The sequence below is a fragment of the Pseudomonas sp. P97.38 genome (assembly GCF_001269745.1).
Classification (GTDB): Bacteria; Pseudomonadota; Gammaproteobacteria; order Pseudomonadales; family Pseudomonadaceae; genus Aquipseudomonas; species Aquipseudomonas chlororaphis_E.
In genome coordinates this window covers 88,280-106,080 of the sequence record NZ_LHVJ01000011.1, presented here as the reverse complement: position 1 = coordinate 106,080, position 17,801 = coordinate 88,280, and the positions used below count along the sequence as shown (strand labels likewise).

Annotated in this window: 14 protein-coding genes; 10 read left to right on the top strand and 4 right to left on the bottom strand. The window is 62.9% G+C overall.

Going from position 1 to position 17,801, the window contains the following annotated elements; genetic code table 11:
- Positions 1 to 66: 66 nt before the first annotated feature.
- From AD664_RS06105 to mqo, 7 genes are all read left to right on the top strand, one after another.
- Positions 67 to 1,842: a PQQ-dependent methanol/ethanol family dehydrogenase gene (locus AD664_RS06105; protein ID WP_042729338.1), complete on the top strand. Its 1,776-nt coding sequence runs from the start codon at positions 67 to 69 to the stop codon at positions 1,840 to 1,842.
- 284 nt (positions 1,843 to 2,126) lie between these two features.
- Complete coding sequence (locus tag AD664_RS06100; RefSeq protein WP_042729339.1) at positions 2,127 to 3,647, top strand: aldehyde dehydrogenase family protein; 1,521 nt, start codon at positions 2,127 to 2,129, stop codon at positions 3,645 to 3,647.
- A 231-nt stretch (positions 3,648 to 3,878) separates the two neighbouring features.
- The gene (pqqA, locus tag AD664_RS26860; RefSeq protein ID WP_003243383.1) at positions 3,879 to 3,950 is read left to right on the top strand and encodes a pyrroloquinoline quinone precursor peptide PqqA; all 72 of its coding nucleotides are present in this window, start codon (positions 3,879 to 3,881) and stop codon (positions 3,948 to 3,950) included.
- A gap of 132 nt (positions 3,951 to 4,082) precedes the next feature.
- Complete coding sequence (gene ercA, locus AD664_RS06095; protein WP_157061548.1) at positions 4,083 to 5,240, top strand: alcohol dehydrogenase-like regulatory protein ErcA; 1,158 nt, start codon at positions 4,083 to 4,085, stop codon at positions 5,238 to 5,240.
- Positions 5,224 to 6,594: a hybrid sensor histidine kinase/response regulator gene (locus AD664_RS06090; RefSeq protein WP_053145163.1), complete on the top strand. Its 1,371-nt coding sequence runs from the start codon at positions 5,224 to 5,226 to the stop codon at positions 6,592 to 6,594. The genes ercA and AD664_RS06090 overlap by 17 nt, the downstream gene beginning before the upstream one ends.
- A 611-nt stretch (positions 6,595 to 7,205) precedes the next feature.
- The gene (locus tag AD664_RS06085) at positions 7,206 to 8,411 is read left to right on the top strand and encodes a DUF1624 domain-containing protein (RefSeq protein WP_053145161.1); all 1,206 of its coding nucleotides are present in this window, start codon (positions 7,206 to 7,208) and stop codon (positions 8,409 to 8,411) included.
- A gap of 350 nt (positions 8,412 to 8,761) precedes the next feature.
- The gene (gene mqo, locus AD664_RS06080) at positions 8,762 to 10,405 is read left to right on the top strand and encodes a malate dehydrogenase (quinone) (RefSeq protein ID WP_053145159.1); all 1,644 of its coding nucleotides are present in this window, start codon (positions 8,762 to 8,764) and stop codon (positions 10,403 to 10,405) included.
- Positions 10,406 to 10,498: 93 nt separating this feature from the next.
- On the opposite strand, the gene AD664_RS06075 is transcribed toward mqo, so the two are convergent.
- On the bottom strand, positions 10,499 to 10,936 hold the full coding sequence (locus AD664_RS06075) for an Rrf2 family transcriptional regulator (protein WP_053145157.1): 438 nt from the start codon (positions 10,934 to 10,936) through the stop codon (positions 10,499 to 10,501).
- 138 nt (positions 10,937 to 11,074) lie between these two features.
- On the opposite strand from AD664_RS06075, the gene AD664_RS06070 reads away from it, so the two are divergent.
- Entirely contained in the window at positions 11,075 to 11,971 is an 897-nt protein-coding gene (locus AD664_RS06070) for an NAD(P)/FAD-dependent oxidoreductase (RefSeq protein WP_053145155.1), read from the top strand.
- Positions 11,972 to 12,001: 30 nt separating this feature from the next.
- On the opposite strand, the gene AD664_RS06065 is transcribed toward AD664_RS06070, so the two are convergent.
- Together AD664_RS06065 and AD664_RS06060 are read right to left on the bottom strand one after the other, a co-directional pair.
- Positions 12,002 to 12,853 (bottom strand): CAP domain-containing protein, encoded by an 852-nt coding sequence (locus AD664_RS06065; protein WP_053145153.1) that lies wholly within the window; start codon positions 12,851 to 12,853, stop codon positions 12,002 to 12,004.
- Positions 12,854 to 13,045: 192 nt separating this feature from the next.
- Positions 13,046 to 13,819 (bottom strand): L-iditol 2-dehydrogenase, encoded by a 774-nt coding sequence (locus AD664_RS06060; protein WP_053145151.1) that lies wholly within the window; start codon positions 13,817 to 13,819, stop codon positions 13,046 to 13,048.
- Between the two features lie 230 nt (positions 13,820 to 14,049).
- Here AD664_RS06060 and AD664_RS06055 point away from each other — a divergent pair, with 230 nt between their 5' ends.
- The gene (locus tag AD664_RS06055) at positions 14,050 to 14,961 is read left to right on the top strand and encodes an AraC family transcriptional regulator (protein WP_053145149.1); all 912 of its coding nucleotides are present in this window, start codon (positions 14,050 to 14,052) and stop codon (positions 14,959 to 14,961) included.
- Here AD664_RS06055 and mhpT read toward each other — a convergent pair.
- Positions 14,940 to 16,151, bottom strand: coding sequence for a 3-(3-hydroxy-phenyl)propionate transporter MhpT (mhpT, locus tag AD664_RS06050; protein WP_053145147.1), 1,212 nt, complete (start codon positions 16,149 to 16,151; stop codon positions 14,940 to 14,942). The genes AD664_RS06055 and mhpT overlap by 22 nt on opposite strands.
- 309 nt (positions 16,152 to 16,460) lie before the next feature.
- On the opposite strand from mhpT, the gene AD664_RS06045 reads away from it, so the two are divergent.
- Entirely contained in the window at positions 16,461 to 17,768 is a 1,308-nt protein-coding gene (locus AD664_RS06045; RefSeq protein ID WP_053145145.1) for an OprD family porin, read from the top strand.
- The last annotated feature ends 33 nt before the right edge of the window (positions 17,769 to 17,801 follow it).

Genomic DNA, 17,801 nt, shown 5'->3' with positions numbered 1-17,801 from the left:
GCCCAAGAATCTGCGCCAGACCGGGAAAATTTCCCGGGTATAACAATAATCGCAGAGGTAGCCGTCATGACTCATCCCGCACGTCGCCAACCCTTCGCCGTGAGCTTGCTGCTCAGTGCCATGCTGCTGTCCGGTTCGGCCTTGGCCGCCGTGACCGATCAGGAAATTCTCCAGGACCCGAAGAACCCGCAGCAGGTCGTGACCAACGGCCTGGGTGTCCAGGGCCAGCGCTACAGCCCGCTGGCGACCCTCAACACCGACAACGTCAAGGATTTGCGCCCGGTCTGGGCCTTCTCCTTCGGTGGTGAGAAGCAACGCGGCCAACAGGCGCAGCCCATGATCAAGGATGGGGTGATGTACCTCACCGGTTCCTATTCGCGGGTGTTTGCCGTGGATGCGCGCACCGGCAAGAAACTCTGGCAATACGACGCGCGCCTGCCCGATGACATCCGCCCTTGCTGCGACGTGATCAACCGTGGCGTGGCGCTGTATGGCGACCTGGTGTTCTTCGGCACCCTCGATGCCAAGCTGGTGGCCTTGAACAAGGACACCGGCAAAGTGGTGTGGAGCAAGAAGGTCGCCGACCACAAGGAAGGTTATTCCATCAGTGCCGCGCCGCTGGTGATCAACGGCAAGCTGATCACCGGCGTGGCCGGTGGCGAGTTTGGTGTGGTGGGCCAGATCAGCGCTTTCGACCCGAAGAATGGCGAGCTGCTGTGGACCCGTCCGACTGTGGAAGGGCACATGGGCTATGTCTACAAGGACGGCAAGGCCATCGAGAACGGGATCTCCGGCGGTGAGGCCGGCAAGACCTGGCCGGGCGATCTCTGGAAAACGGGCGGTGCTGCGCCGTGGCTGGGCGGTTACTACGACCCGGAAACCAACCTGCTGCTGTTCGGCACCGGCAACCCGGCGCCGTGGAACTCCCACCTGCGCCCTGGTGACAACCTCTATTCCTCGTCGCGCCTGGCGCTGAACCCGGACGATGGCAGCATCAAGTGGCACTTCCAGAGCACGCCGCACGATGGCTGGGACTACGACGGCGTCAACGAGCTGATTTCGTTCAACTACAAGGAAGGCGGCAAGGACATCAAGGCGGCGGCCACGGCCGACCGCAACGGCTTCTTCTACGTGCTCGATCGCACCAACGGCAAGTTCATTCGTGGCTTCCCGTTCGTCGACAAGATCACCTGGGCCACGGGCCTGGATAAGGACGGGCGGCCGATCTACAACGAAGCCAGCCGTCCGGGGGCGCCGGGCAGCGAGGCCAAGGGCAGCTCGGTGTTCGTCGCACCGGCGTTCCTGGGCGCGAAGAACTGGATGCCGATGGCGTACAACCAGGACACCGGGTTGTTCTATGTGCCTTCCAACGAGTGGGGCATGGACATCTGGAACGAAGGCATCGCCTACAAGAAGGGCGCGGCGTTCCTCGGGGCCGGGTTCACCATCAAGCCGTTGAACGAAGACTACATCGGCGTGCTGCGGGCCATTGACCCCAAGACCGGCAAGGAAGTCTGGCGCCACAAGAACTTCGCGCCGCTGTGGGGCGGGGTGCTGACCACCAAGGGCAACCTGGTGTTCACCGGCACGCCTGAAGGCTTCCTCCAGGCCTTCAATGCCAAGACTGGCGAGAAGGTCTGGGAATTCCAGACCGGTTCCGGTGTGCTGGGCTCACCGATCACCTGGGAAATGGACGGCGAGCAATACGTCTCCGTGGTCTCGGGCTGGGGCGGCGCGGTGCCGCTGTGGGGGGGCGAAGTCGCCAAGCGGGTGAAGGACTTCAACCAGGGCGGCATGCTTTGGACCTTCAAGTTGCCGAAGGACTTGGTGGCCAAGCACTGAGCCAACTCTGGCAAGTGCAGAACCTGTGGAAAATGTAGAACCTGTGGGAGCGAGCTTGCTCGCGATGGGGCCAGAACATCTTGCATTGATGTTGACTGATCCGCCGCCATCGCGAGCAAGCTCGCTCCCACAAAAAAGCCCGGGTCATCCTCAGATCGCGGCAAAACCTACGACCAAATAACGAGAGCTTCCCTGCCAACGACGCATTCGTCCGCCGCACGGGGCTCTCTACCATCGGCCTATCGCCTGTCCCGTGACAGGCATCGACCAGGCAGAGGCCCATCATGATCTACGCACAACCCGGAACCCCAGGCGCCGTCGTTTCCTTCAAGCCGCGCTACGGCAACTTCATCGGCGGCGAGTTCGTCGCGCCCGTCCACGGCGAATATTTCACCAACACCTCGCCGGTCAATGGCGAAGTCATCGCCGAATTTCCACGCTCCAGCGCCGCCGACATCGACAAGGCCCTGGACGCCGCCCATGCCGCCGCCGACGCCTGGGGCAAGACCTCGGTCCAGGACCGCTCGCGGGTGCTGTTGAAGATCGCCGATCGCATCGAACAACACCTGGAACTGCTCGCGGTCAGCGAGACCTGGGACAACGGCAAGGCCGTGCGCGAAACCCTCAACGCCGACGTGCCGCTTTCAGCCGACCATTTCCGTTATTTCGCCGGCTGCATCCGGGCCCAGGAGGGCGGCGCCGCCGAGATCAACGAGTTGACCACCGCCTACCATTTCCACGAACCGCTGGGCGTGGTCGGGCAGATCATCCCGTGGAACTTCCCACTGTTGATGGCCGCCTGGAAACTCGCCCCGGCCCTGGCGGCCGGCAACTGCATCGTGCTCAAGCCGGCGGAACAGACGCCGCTGTCGATCACGGTGTTCGTCGAGCTGATCGCCGACCTGCTGCCGCCTGGCGTACTGAACATTGTCCATGGTTTTGGCCGCGAAGCCGGTGAAGCCCTGGCCACCAGCAAGCGCATTGCCAAGATCGCCTTCACCGGTTCCACTCCGGTCGGCTCGCACATCATGAAATGCGCCGCCGAGAACATCATCCCGTCCACCGTGGAACTGGGCGGCAAGTCGCCGAACATCTTCTTCGAGGACATCATGCAGGCCGAGCCGGCCTTCATCGAAAAAGCCGCCGAAGGCCTGGTGCTGGCGTTCTTCAACCAAGGCGAGGTCTGCACCTGCCCGTCCCGGGCATTGGTGCAGGAATCGATCTACGCGCCGTTCATGGCCGAGGTGATGAAGAAGATCGCCAAGATCAAGCGCGGCAATCCCCTGGACACCGAAACGATGGTCGGCGCCCAGGCCTCGCAGCAGCAATACGACAAGATCCTGTCGTACCTGGACATCGCCCGGGAAGAGGGCGCCGAACTGCTCACCGGTGGCGCGGCCGAGCGCCTGGAGGGTGACTTGTCGAGTGGCTATTACATCCAGCCGACCCTGCTCAAGGGCCACAACAAGATGCGCGTGTTCCAGGAAGAAATCTTCGGCCCGGTGGTGGGCGTGACCACTTTCAAGGACGAAGCCGAAGCCCTGGCGATCGCCAACGACACCGAGTTCGGCCTCGGCGCCGGCCTGTGGACCCGCGACATCAACCGCGCCTACCGCATGGGCCGAGCGATCAAGGCCGGTCGGGTCTGGACCAACTGCTACCACCTGTACCCGGCGCATGCCGCGTTCGGCGGCTACAAGAAATCCGGCGTGGGCCGTGAAACCCACAAGATGATGCTCGATCACTACCAGCAGACCAAGAACCTGCTGGTGAGCTACGACGTCAATCCGCTGGGGTTCTTCTAGTAAACCCTGTGGGAGCGGGCTTGCCCGCGAAGGCGTAAGTAGATTCAGCACTTCTGCAAGCTGAACCACCGCCTTCGCGAGCAAGCCCGCTCCCACATTTGAGTGTTGTGTGATGCCCGAAATCGCTACCAACGCACCCCGCCCACCGGTTCGAAAGTAGCATTCGAACCCAGGGCGCACCGTGCATTAATGAGTCACCGGAATCGTCCGGTACAAGAAGAGGAAAGACCCATGTGGACTAAACCCGCGTACACCGACCTGCGTATTGGCTTTGAAGTGACGATGTACTTCGCCAACCGATGAGTGCCGGCCCGGTCTGGCGCGTCCAGGCCGGGCTACCCATTGGTCTGATTGCATTCACGGCGGGATGCTTTAGGCTCAGAGTATCCCCGGACAATAACAACAGGCTTACCAATGAGCCACGCCCCTGCAAAGATGAGTCTCAGCCCGCTGCGCAAGTTCGTTTCTCCTGAAATCATGTTCGGCGCCGGATGCCGGCACAATGTCGGCAACTACGCCAAGACCTTTGGTGCGCGCAAGGTGCTGATCGTGACCGATCCCGGCGTGATCGCCGCTGGCTGGGTGGCCGATGTCGAGGCCAGCCTCCAGGCCCAGGCCATCGACTATGCCCTCTACAGTGCGGTCTCGCCCAATCCCCGGGTCGAGGAAGTGATGCTCGGTGCCGAGCTGTACCGGGAGAACCACTGCGACGTCATCGTCGCGGTCGGTGGCGGCAGCCCGATGGATTGCGGCAAGGCCATCGGCATCGTCGTCGCCCATGGCCGCAGCATCCTCGAATTCGAAGGCGTCGACACCCTGCATGTGCCCAGCCCGCCGTTGATCCTGATTCCCACCACCGCCGGCACTTCGGCCGACGTGTCGCAGTTCGTGATCATCTCCAACCAGCAGGAACGCATGAAGTTTTCCATCGTCAGCAAGGCGGCGGTGCCGGATGTGTCGCTGATCGACCCGGAAACCACCCTGAGCATGGACCCGTTCCTGTCGGCCTGCACCGGCATCGACGCGCTGGTGCATGCCATCGAGGCGTTCGTGTCCACCGGCCACGGGCCATTGACCGACCCCCATGCGCTGGAGGCGATGCGCCTGATCAACAGCAACCTGGTGCAGATGATCGCCAACCCGGCGGACGTCGCGCTGCGGGAAAAGATCATGCTCGGCAGCATGCAGGCCGGGCTGGCGTTCTCCAATGCGATCCTGGGCGCGGTGCATGCGATGTCCCATAGCCTGGGGGGCTTCCTCGACTTGCCCCACGGGTTGTGCAACGCGGTGCTGGTGGAACACGTCGTGGCGTTCAACTACAACTCGGCGCCGGAGCGCTTCAAGGTGATCGCCGAGACCCTGGGCATCGATTGCCGTGGGCTCAATCACCGGCAGATCCGCAGCCGGCTGGTGGAACACCTGATCGCGCTCAAGCGCACCATCGGTTTTCACGAAACCCTGGGCCTGCACGGCGTGAGCACGTCGGACATCCCGTTCCTGTCGCAACATGCGATGCACGATCCCTGCATCCTCACCAATCCTCGGGAGTCGAGCCAACGGGATGTCGAGGTCGTCTATGGCGAAGCCCTCTGACGAGCAGCAAAAGGCCCTGGCCGGTTTGCTCGGGCTGGGCAATCACTCCACGCGCAAGAGCCATTACCCCGAGTTGGCGGCGCGTCTCGATGAGTTGGAGCTGGCCCGCCAGCGCTTGCAGCAACTCAATGACCAACTGGAGCAACGGGTGGCCGAACGCACCGATGCGCTGTTGGAAGCCAACCACAACCTGCAACAGCAGATCGCCCAGCGCGAGCGGGTCGAGCGGCAATTGCGCGACGCCCGGGACGCGGCCCAGGCCGCCAACCGCAGCAAGGACAAATACCTGGCCGCCGCCAGCCATGACCTGCTGCAACCGCTCAACGCCGCGCGCCTGTTGATCGCCACGCTGCGCGAGCGGCAACTGCCCGACACCGAGCGGGTGCTGGTGGAGCGCACTCATCAGGCCCTGGAAGGTGCAGAAGACCTGCTCACCGACCTGCTGGACATTTCCCGCCTGGACCAGGCCGCCGTCCGGCCCGACCTGGCGCCGTATCGGCTGGACGAGCTGCTGGCGCCACTGGCCTCGGAGTTTCAATCGGTGGCCGGTGCGGCGGGGCTGGAGCTGCGGGTGCGGTTCGCCGACGAGGCGGTCATGACCGACCTGCGGCTGCTGACCCGGATCCTGCGTAACCTGCTCAGCAACGCCTGCCGCTACACCGACCAAGGCGGTATTCTCCTGGCGGCGCGGCGCCGGGCAGGGCGCTTGAGCCTGGAGGTGTGGGACACCGGGCGCGGCATCGCCGCCGATTGCCTGGAGTCGATCTTTCTCGAATTCAACCAGTTGGATGTCGGCCGGGCGGCCGATCGCAAGGGGGTGGGCCTGGGGCTGGCGATTGTCGAGCGCATCGCCCACATCCTTGGCTATCGGGTCCAGGTCCGCTCGCGTCCGGGACGGGGTTCGGTGTTCAGCATCGAGGTGCCGCTCTCCACTGAGAAACCGTTGCCTGTGTCGCAGGTGCCTGCCCAGGCGGTGACCGGCAATCCGCTGCCGGGCCGTCGGCTGCTGGTGATCGACAACGAACTGAGCATCCTGCAGAGCATGGCTGCGTTGCTGGGGCAGTGGGGGTGCGAAGTGTTGACCGCCACCGACGAGGCGGACGCCATCGACGTGTTGCAAGGGCGTGCGCCAGAGCTGATCCTGGCGGATTTTCACCTCGATCATGGGGTGGTGGGCTGTGAAGTGGTCAGGCGCTTGCGCGAGCACTTCAGCCGGGCGATCCCGGCCGTGATCATCACCGCCGACCGCAGCGACCAGTGCCGCCGCGCCCTGCGCAAACTGGAAGCGCCGTTGCTCAACAAACCGGTCAAGCCGGGTAAGTTGCGGGCGGTGTTGAGTCAGTTGCTCGGCTAGCGCGGTGTACTCATCCCCTGCGACGGATCCCCTGTAGGCGCGAGCTTGCCCGCGAAAGCGGAGGGTCAGTCAACCAAGATGTCGGATGTGCAGCCATCTTCGCGGGCAAGCCCGCTCCCACAATGAATGTGCGTCGGGCACGCCATCCGGACCCGCCGAAGAACCTGTGGGAGCGGGCTTGCCCGCGAAAGCGGAGGGTCAGTCAACCAAGATGTCGGATGTGCAGCCGTCTTCGCGGGCAAGCCCGCTCCCACAATGAATGGGCGTCGGACACGCCATCCGGATCGGCCGAAGAACCTGTGGGAACGGGCTTGCCCGCGAAAGCGGTGTGTCAGTCAACGGAAGTGTCGGATGTGCAACCGTCTTCGCGGGCAAGCCCGCTCTCACAATGAATGTGCGTCGGGCACGCCATCCGGACCCGCCGAAGAATCGGTGGTAGCGGCTCGCGAAAGCGGAGAGTCAGCCGGCACAAGCCTGAGTGAACCGTCGTCTTCGCAAGCAGGCCCGCCGTGAAGGGTCTATCCGTCGCGGTGTTTTGTGTTATGTTATCCGCTTTCTTTTGACAGGGATTCTCATTCCCTGTCTTGTACGGATCCCCGACGAGTATTGCCATGAGCCTCTCTTCCCCTGTGACGAGCCTGTCCGGCGTCGCTGCGCCCACCCTTGCCACGAGCCTCGCCAAAACCCATGTGCGCATGCTGGCCATCGATGCCCTGCGAGGGTTCGTGATGTTGCTGATGCTGATCGACCATGTTCGCGAAACATTCCTGCTGCACCGGCAGGTCAGCGACCCGATCGATGCACTGAGTGTCACCCCGGACCTGTTCTTCACCCGGCTGCTCAGCACGCTCTGTGCTCCGGTGTTCATCTTCCTCACCGGTTTGTCGGCCTGGCTCTACAGCCAGAAGCACACCGCCGGCGAAACCTCGATGTTCTTGTTCAAGCGCGGGCTGTTCCTGGTGGTGCTGGAGCTCACGTTCGTGTGTTTCGCCTGGACCGCCGAGTTTCCCCCCAAGACTTTGTGGCTGCAGGTGATCTGGTGCATCGGCATTTGCATGATCGCCCTGGCCGTGCTGTTGCACTTGAAGCGCAGTTGGCTGGTCATCATCGGCGTTGCGATTGTCGCCGGCCACAACCTGCTGGACGGCATCGTGCTGGGGCCTGACTCGCCGTTCTTCGTGCCCTGGTCGATCCTGCACCAGCGGGCATTCATCGATCTCACCGAATTCACCCGCGCCCGTACCACTTACCCGGTGTTGCCCTGGATCGGCTTGATCCTGCTGGGCTGGGCCATCGGACCATGGTTTGCCCGGCAAGTGGACCCCGCCGTGCGAGTGCGGCGGTTGTTGCAGGTGGGCATCGGCTTGCTGGTGGCGTTCGTCGTCATCCGTTACCTGAACGTCTATGGCGACAAACCCTGGGTGCAGACCGGCGATGCGCTGCGCACCGCCATGAGTTTCCTGAGTGCGACGAAGTACCCGCCATCGTTGATGTTCCTGCTACCGACACTGGGGGTTGGCCTGATCCTGTTGGCATTGTTCGAGAAGGCTCAGGCGCGGGGCACCATCGCCTTGCTGGCGGTCTACGGCGGCGCGCCGATGTTTTTCTATCTGTTGCATCTCTACGTGCTCAAGGCCTTGTACCTGGTAGCGGTTGCTCTCTGGGGCACCAACCAGGGGGCGTATTTCGGTTTCGACCATTTGCCCCTGGTGTGGGTATGGAGCGTGCTGTTGGGCGTGGTGCTGTTCTTCCCGACCCGCTGGTTCGCCGGCCTGAAGCAACGGCGGCGGGACATCGCACTGCTCAAGTATTTCTGATGAGAGCCAATAAAACGCCGTCATCTGGCCGGCGTTTTTCGTCCGCAATGTAAAAAGATGCTTCGGTCTGGTTATTTCATTATGTAAACTCCCCCCGCTGCGACAATCGGGCACGGTCAAATCAGACCCGAGCACAACCGTTTTGCAGTGTCCCTCACTCAGCTGAAGCCAAGACCTACAAGAAGTCAGCGCCGGAGAGACATAAATCTGAGGCCGACCTTTTGCTCGGTCCTGTAGGTCCATCCTCCAGTCCTATCGAACCTTTCACGCTGGCGCTGCCGGCTACGGGCGTGATCTATCCTTGATCAGGACAGGAGGGCGGAATGGCGTTCCATCCTAGGGATACACACATGTTGAAGAAAACACACACGGCGCTACTGGGCCTGGCGATGGCGATGGGTCTTGCGACCACGCACGCCGCCGAGGCAAAAAAAGTGGACGTCCTGCTCATTGGTGGGGGCATCATGAGCTCGACACTCGGCGTCTGGCTCAATGAGCTGGAGCCGGGCTGGACCATGGAAATGGTCGAGCGCCTGGACGGTGTTGCCGAAGAAAGTTCCAACGGTTGGAACAACGCCGGTACCGGTCACTCCGCACTGGCCGAACTGAACTACACGCCGGAAGACAAGAACGGCAAGGTCGATATCTCCAAGGCCATCGAAATCAACGAAGCCTTCCAGATCTCCCGTCAGTTCTGGTCCTGGCAGGTCAAGAACGGCGTGCTGAAGAACCCGCGTTCGTTCATCAACTCCACCCCGCACATGAGTTTCCTGTGGGGCGACGACAACATCGCGTTCCTGAAGAAGCGCTACGAAGCCCTCCAGGCCAGCCCGTTGTTCGCCGGCATGCAGTATTCCGAAGACCCCGCGCAGATCAGCAAGTGGGTGCCGCTGATGATGCAAGGGCGTGACCCGAGCCAGAAAGTCGCGGCGACCTGGAGTCCCCTGGGCACTGACGTGAACTTCGGCGAAATCACTCGCCAGTTCGCTGCCTACCTGCAGAGCAAACCGAACTTCTCGCTGAAACTGTCCAGCGAAGTGGAAGACATCACCCGCAACGAAGACGGCACCTGGCGCGTTTCGTACAAGAACCTGAAGGACGGTACCGAAACCGAGACCGACGCCAAGTTCGTGTTCATCGGCGCTGGCGGCGGCGCCCTGCACCTGCTGCAGAAGTCCGACATTCCGGAAGCTCGCGAGTACGCCGGTTTCCCGGTGGGCGGTTCGTTCCTGGTCACCGAAAACCCGACCGTTGCCCAACTGCACCTGGCCAAAGCCTACGGCAAGGCTTCGGTCGGCGCGCCGCCGATGTCGGTGCCGCACCTGGACACCCGCGTGCTGGATGGCAAGCGTGTGATCCTGTTTGGCCCGTTCGCCACCTTCTCGACCAAGTTCCTGAAGAACGGTTCGTACTTTGACCTGCTGACCAGCACCACCACCCACAACGTGTGGCCGATGACCAAGGTCGGTATCGAACAGTACCCGCTGGTCGAGTACCTGGCCGGTCAACTGATGCTGTCGGACGAAGATCGTTTCAATGCGCTGAAGGAATACTTCCCAGAGGCCAAACAGGAAGACTGGCGCCTGTGGCAGGCCGGCCAGCGTGTGCAGATCATCAAGCGTGACGAAGAGAAGGGCGGTGTCCTGAAGCTCGGCACCGAGGTGGTCGCCTCCCAGGACGGCAGCATCGCCGGTCTGCTGGGTGCTTCGCCAGGTGCGTCGACGGCTGCGCCGATCATGCTGACCGTGCTGGAGAAGGTCTTCAAGGACAAGGTTGCCAGCCCGGCCTGGCAGGAAAAACTGCACCAGATCGTGCCAAGCTATGGCACCAAGCTCAACGACAGCCCTGAGCGCGTTGCCCAGGAATGGGCCTACACCAGCGAAGTCCTGCAACTGGACACGCCGCCGGTGATCGGCAAGCCAGGCGCCGCTCCGGCCCCGGCCCAACCAGCGGCTGCCCGCGAAGCCAATCCAGCGGCTGACATGGCGCTGTAAGCCTGACGTTGTCGGGTTGATAAAAAAACGCCGCTCATCGAGCGGCGTTTTTTTTGGAGTGCGATTTGTACGGCAGGGCACTTCGGCCAACGATCAGTCGCCGGCACCCCTCTGGAAGCGCTGGTCAAAATCTTCGGCCAATTGCGCCAACGTAATGCTGCCCAACCGCTTGAGCAGCAACGCCTGGGCTTCGTCGAATGCATCGGTCAGCGCTGCGTTAACCGCTTGTTCGACCAGGCATTGCGGGTGGTCGGTGGACAGGCCGATGGAAAAGATCGAAGTGCTGCCCAGGGCCTGATGGATGTCGAGCAAGGTCATGTCCGACAAGGGCTTGCTCAGCGTCCAGCCGCCTCGATGGCCTTTTTCCGAGGTGACGTAACCTTGCTCCTTGAGCAGGGCCATGGTCCGGCGCACCACCACCGGGTTGGTGCCCAGCATCTGGGCGATGGTGTCGGAAGTGGCCGATTGCTGGTGGCGGTCCATGTGGATCAGCACATGGAGCATACGGGACAGGCGGGTGTCGGTTCTCATGATCGGTACGGCGTTCTGTGGTCGGGACGAACGAAAGTATCGCCTGTAATCGCAAAAGTTACGAGAACGTTGACAGTGGCTTTTCAAGGAACTTACGATGTGTCGAGACTTTCATCCAGCCATCCAGGGAGATCGACCATGCACTACGACGTCATCATCGCAGGCGGCAGCTATGCTGGCCTGTCCGCGGCGCTGCAATTGGCGCGGGCGCGGCGCAAAGTACTGGTGATCGACGCGGGTCAGCGTCGCAACCGCTTCGCGGCCAGCTCTCATGGGTTTCTCGGGCAGGATGGCCGTTCCCCCGGCGACATTGTCGAGGATGCCCGGCGCCAGCTCATGGTGTATCCGACTGTGCAGTGGCTATCGGACACGGCCATCGACGCTCGTCAGGAGGCAGAGGGTTTCACCGTGGAAACCGCCGGCGGACAACGCCATCGGACCCGGCGCGTGTTGCTGGCCACGGGCGTGATCGATGATCTGCCGCCAATAGAGGGGCTGGCCGAGCGCTGGGGCAAAAGCGTGTTCCATTGCCCTTACTGCCACGGTTACGAGCTGGAGCAAGGGCCGATCGGAGTGCTGGCCACGTCGCCAATGTCCCTGCACCACGCTCAGATGCTTCCGGACTGGGGGCCGACCACTTTTTTCACCCAGGGCGTGTTCGAGCCTGACGCCGAGCAGCGGGCCAGTCTGGTGCAGCGCGGGGTGACACTGGAGCCGGAGCGTGTCGTGCGTATTGAAGGCGAACGGGCCAATGTCGTATTGGCGGATGGGCGCGGCGTGCGCATCGACGGCCTGTTCGTCCTGCCGCGCACCCGGGCGGCCAGCCAGCTGGCGGTCTCTCTGGGCTGTGCCTTTGAAGAGGGGCCGTTGGGTGCGTTCATCCAGACCGACGCCATGACCCGTGAAACCCGAGTGGCGGGTGTCTTTGCCTGTGGTGATGCGGCGATGCCGTTCGGTTCGGTCGCGCTGGCTGTTGGCGACGGGGTGCGCGCCGGGTCGGGCGTGCACCGCTCGTTGATCTTCGCCCAGGCATGAGGGCAGGGGGCGCCTGGCGACCTGGCAGGGTTATTGAGTGCCGAACAGCGCCGTCCAATAGATCCCCGCATCGCTTTTCGGGTCGGTGGCGTAACCGGCGCCCAGCTCGTGGAATTGCGGGTTCATCAGGTTGGCGCAGTGCCCTGGGCTGGCCAGCCAACCGTCCACCACCTTGAGGGCGGTGTCTTGCCCGGCGGCAATGTTCTCGCCGATCAACTGGCCCAGGTAACCGGCGAGTTCGGCACGGTCGCCGGGCATGCGGTTGTCACGGTCCTTGTGGTCGAAGAAATTGTTGTTGGCCATGGCGCGGGTGTGGGTCACGGCGGCCAGGGCCAGGGTCGCGTTCCAGGTCAGCGGGGTGGTGGCGGCAAAGGTCTCGGTGCCGCAGCGGCGCGGTTGGGCCCGGGCGCTGTTGATCAGCTTGAGCAGTTTCTGGCCTTCGGCCTGCCAGTCGCCGAGGCGAGCCGACAGCAGTGGGCGCGCCACCACGATGCGCCATTCACGGTCCATGCGACTGACGCCGATATCGACGAATTGCGGGTCGAGGACCACCTGGCAGAAGCTTTCCTGGATGGCCTTCATCGCACTTTGCGCATCCCGCGGTCCGGACAGGCTGATGGCCTGCACGTTGACCATCGGGTAGGCCGTGCGCGCGAGCGCCTGCTGCAGATCGCCGATGCCATTGGCCGACAGGATCAGCCGGGAATCCATCGCCAGCGGTGGCAACTCCAGCGAAGCCTGGCCGGAGCAGCTTTGGGATTGGCTGCGGTAAAGGTTGATGGACTCGACCAGTTGCGTCTCTTCGGTGGCTGCGGCGCTGGCGGCGAACACCAGCCCCAGCGACAGCACGACAAGACGCATGACGGATGAAATGGCACGCATGTAAATCTCCCTTGAGCGGACGGCGCCTATGATGCGCAATTTTTGCCCCGCTGGGGCAACGGTATTCACGCTCTCTTGAAATTCCCTGAGCGGCACCGCTGGGCACCGTTCGGGACAATCCTCAAGTACTGGGATCAATTTTCAGGCAAATAAGTCCATCACCGGCGTTTGAAGGTGCAAATCCGTCGAACTTCAGCTCATCCAGTTGCCGCCGTCGACGTTGTACGTCTGGGCCACCACGTATTCGCTGTCCGCCGAGGCGAGAAAAACCGCCATGCCCGTGAGGTCTTGCGCGGTGCCCATGCGGCCGTAAGGCACCTGCTGGCCGACCTGGCGTTTCTTTTCCCCCAGGGGCAGGTTTTCATGGCGGGCGAACAGTGCGTCCACGCCGTCCCAATGCTCGCCCTCCACCACGCCGGGCGCGATGGCGTTGACGTTGATCCGGTGCTTGATCAGATCCAGCCCGGCGGACTGGGTCAGGCTGATCACCGCTGCCTTGGTGGCGCAATAGACACCCACGAGGGCTTCGCCACGGCGTCCGGCCTGGCTTGCCATGTTGATGATCCGGCCGCCGTGGCCCTGGCCGATCATCTGCCGGGCCGCGGCCTGGAGCGTGAACAGCGTGCCGGCGACGTTGATCGAGAACAGCCGCTCATAGCTTTGCCGTGTGATCTGCACGATGGGCGCCAGGTCGAACAGCGCCGCGTTATTGACCAGGATGTCCAGCTTGCCTGCACGTGCCACCACCTCTGCAATGGCTGCGTCGATCGAAGCCTGGTCGGTCACGTCGAGCCTGACCGCGTAGGCGTATTTGCCCAGCTCGGCGGCGGTGGCCCGGGCCCGATCCAGGTCGATATCGGCAATTGCCACGGTGGCACCTTCATTGATGTAGACCTGGGCAAACGCTTTGCCGATGCCTCGGGCGGCGCCGGTGACCAGGGCACTTTTTCCTTCCAGTCGTTTCATGGGATGGTCCTGTGTTCGATGGCAAAAGGGTGGGGTGTCGCCATGGCGGCGGCAGGCCGATTACAGCAGCGAGCCCGAAGGCGGACAAACGCGGGCAGCATCGCCAACCGATACTTTTTTAACGTAGGGCACTGCGGGTTAAAAAAGTATCGGTGAACGGTCAAGCCGCGGCTGGCAGGGCGCCAGTCATCCGGCGTAAGGTGCCGTCATGAGGCCAGACGAGACGCGACATGCCTGATCACCGAGCCCCGCTGTTCGAGCAGCGCCCGGCCGAGCTGGAGGTCATCCTGCCCGAGCCCGAGCACAGTTTTCGTTGGTACGAGCACGATTACCCGTACCCCCTGGCGCGCTGGAACCACCACCCCGAGTTCGAAATCCACCTGATTCGCCACGGCAGCGGGAAGTTGTTGGCGGGCGACTACATCGGGCCTTTCGGTCCCGGCCATGTGGCGATGATCGGTCCCGGCTTGCCCCACGACTGGATGGCGGACCTGGCCCCCGACGAATACCTGGCGGGGCGTGATGTGGTCCTGCAGTTCGACGGTGCGGCGTGGCTGGCCTTGCGTCCGACCTTGCCCGAGCTGGCGCAGGTGCAGGGGCTGTTCGAGCGCGCCCGTCGTGGCCTGGCCTTCAGTGGCGACACCGCACGGAGCGCCGCGCTGTTGCTCGAAGCCATCGGCCCGGCCCGGGGGCTCAAGCGCCTGGCACTGTTCCTCGAGTTGCTCGAAGCCCTGGGCCAGGCCCCTGACACCGACGTGTTGAGCCTGGCAAGCCCTTGCTATGCGCCGACCCTCGACGCCCGCAGCAGCGAGCGTATCCATCAGGCTTTCGAATACCTGCACGCCGAACTCACCGGTGACCTGCGCCTGTCGGAGATCGCCCGGCGGCTGAACATGAGCGAGCCCGGTTTCTCGCGCTTCTTCAAGCGCATCACCGGGCATGGTTTTGTCGACCTGATGCGCAAGCTGCGGGTCCAGCGTGCCTGCCGGTTGCTGTTGCACAGCGAATTGCCGGTGACCGAGATCTGTTTCGAGGTGGGGTACAACAACCTGTCCAATTTCAACCGGCACTTTCGCATCGAGATGAACCAGACACCCAGCGAATATCGCCGGCTGTTGGCTCAACGGGCCACGTGCGCCTGACCCACCGGCACGGCACGGGCCATCACACTGATCGCCGCCACGGCGGCAATAAGCAGGCCGGGTGATGTCGCCAGCAGCACACCGGTGGTTCCCGCGCCGGCCGCCAGGATCTGCCCGGCGGCCAGGGGGCCAGCGACCGAACCCAGGCGCCCGATGGCTACTGCTGCACCGACGCCCGTGGCGCGCACGGCCGTGGGGTAGGCGGGCGGCGCCAGTGCGTAGAGCACCAATTGCGCGGCCATGACAAACAGCCCAGCGGCGAACCCGGCGATGGCCATCGGCACGATGCCCACCGATAACCCGACCCCGGCCAGGGCGCTTAGAAGCCCGGCGTAGACGAACAGCACCACCTTCAAACCATTGCAGCGGTCCAGCAACAGGCCGCCAATCAACGAACCCAGGGTGCCACCGATGTTGAACAGCATCTGGACCAGGCCCGCCTGGGGCTTGCTGAAGCCTTGTTCCAGCAGCAGCGACGGCAGCCAGTTGAGCAGCATGTACATGACCGTCAGCGTGAAGAAATAGCTCAGCCAGAGGGCCAGGGTGGTCCGGCCTCGACCTTCGCCGAACAGTGCCTGGCCGGTTGAACCACGCGCGTCGCCACCGACCTCCCGGGCCTGGCGAAAGGCGCTGGACTCGGGAAGCCACAGCAGCATCAACGGCACCACCAGCAGCGGCGCCAGCCCGCCGATGAAAAACGTCATCTGCCAGTGCTCGCCAAACAACATGGCGACCACCGCCGCCAGCGCGCCGCCCAGCGGAACCCCGGCGTACATCACGCTGATTGCCGTACCGCGACGCTGCTCACCCACGGCTTCGGCGCACAGGGCAATGAGGTTGGGCAGGGCGGCACCCAGGCCCAGGCCCGTCATGAAACGCACCAGCAGCAGGCTGGAGAACTGCTCGACGTAGGCCGTGCTGAGGGAGAACACGCCGAACAGCAGGACGGCGGCGATGAGGATTTTCTTGCGGCCAATGCGGTCGGCGATCCAGCCACCGAAGAACGCCCCGGGCAGCAGACCGATGATCCCGGCACTGAAGACCCAGCCCATCATTTTCGGGTCGAGGGTGAACGTCTGCCGCAAGCCCGCCGCGGCGGTGCCGGCCGACTGCAAGTCAAACCCCTCGATCAGCGCAACGATGAAACACAAGGCAATGGTCAACGTCGCACGACGTCTCGGCTGGTTCATGGCAAATCCTCTTATTGTTTTTGTCCTGTGGCGCTGACCGAGAGCGACCAGCGCAATTTAGATTAACAAAGCTAACTAAAAAATGAATGGATGATAGGAAATCGCTGGAGCAGTAAAAATAAACAGTGGAATCAATAGGTTGAAATGAATTTATAGAGGTTTTGCTTAATTGATTAATGATATTAACGTTCGATTATCGGACGGTTGAGTTGACGAAACCTTCGCGGCCTTTCCATTCTCCTTGCCCAGAGCCCTGACCCGAAGGCGTCGAGGGCGATCAAAAACAACAACAATAAGTGGACATAGGACATGCCGAATCTTGCGCGGGCCGCCCTGGCGGCGGCCCCTGTTTCACCCCTCGTTCAACTGCTGGCCTGCCTGGGATTGAGCCTGGGTTCCAGTGCGGCGCTGGCAGAAGGATTCATCGACGACAGCCACGGCACCCTGACCCTGCGCAATTACTACATGGACCGCGACTACAAGGACGAGGGCGCCAAGACCGCGGCCCGAGAGTGGGCCCAGGCGGCGATCGTAAACATGGAGTCGGGGTTTACGACCGGCACGGTAGGGTTCGGCCTGGATGCCCGCGGCTTGCTCGGGATCAAGCTGGATTCGTCGCCGGACCGCAGCGGCACCGAGTTATTGCCGGTGTCCAGCAATGACAGGCGTGCCGCCGATGAGTATTCGCGCCTGGCCATCACCGGCAAGTTGCGCGTTGGCCAGACCACGGTGAAGACCGGCGATGTCTCGATCTTCCTGCCGTTCGCCTTTGCCAGTCCGTCACGCCTGTTGCCGCAGACCTTTCGTGGCACGGCCCTCAGCAGCAAGGACATCGACGGCCTGACCTTGAACACCGGCTACATCGACCGCATCAACCGACGCGACTCCACTGATTACCAACCCATGAGCATTGCCGCGCCCAACCGGCGCTTCAATGGCGCGGCGACGACGTCCCACATGGCCTATGTCGGCGGCGACTATCAAGTCGGCAAGGGCCTGAGCCTGCGCGCCTATCACGCCGAAGTGGCCGACCTGTACCGCCAGGACACCCTGGCGCTGCTGCATGACCTGCCGTTGGGCGACGGGGTGTTGACCACCGACCTGCGCAGTTTCTTCAGCGGCGAGGACGGGGCCGCCAAGGCCGGCAAGGTCGATAACCGCAATGTCTCGGCGCTGGTCGGCTATCGCCTGGGCGGGCATCGGCTGAGCCTGGGTTATATGCACGCCAGCGGCGACACGGCCACGCCCTATGTGTCGGGCACCGAGTTGATGGGCTTGAGTGAAATGACCATGAGCTCGGATTTTCTCAATGCCAAGGAGCGCACCTGGCAGGCGATCCATGACTATGATTTCGCCGCCGTCGGAGTGCCGGGCCTGAGGACAAGGCTGCGGTATGTACGGGGAGACCACATCGAGCTGGCGGCCCTCGGTGCCGAGGATCGCAAGGAGCGAGAGTTCCAGATGGAGTTGGGCTACGTGATCCAGAGTGGACCGCTGAAGAACGTCGGGCTGCTGGCGCGCAAATCGATCTACCGCAATGACTTTCCGGGCACCGCGGCGTTTCGCGATGAGAACCAGACCCGCTTCCTGGTGACCTACAACGTGCCGATCTGGTGAAGTGTCGCCAGCCCCGTGGCGAGGATGATCCTC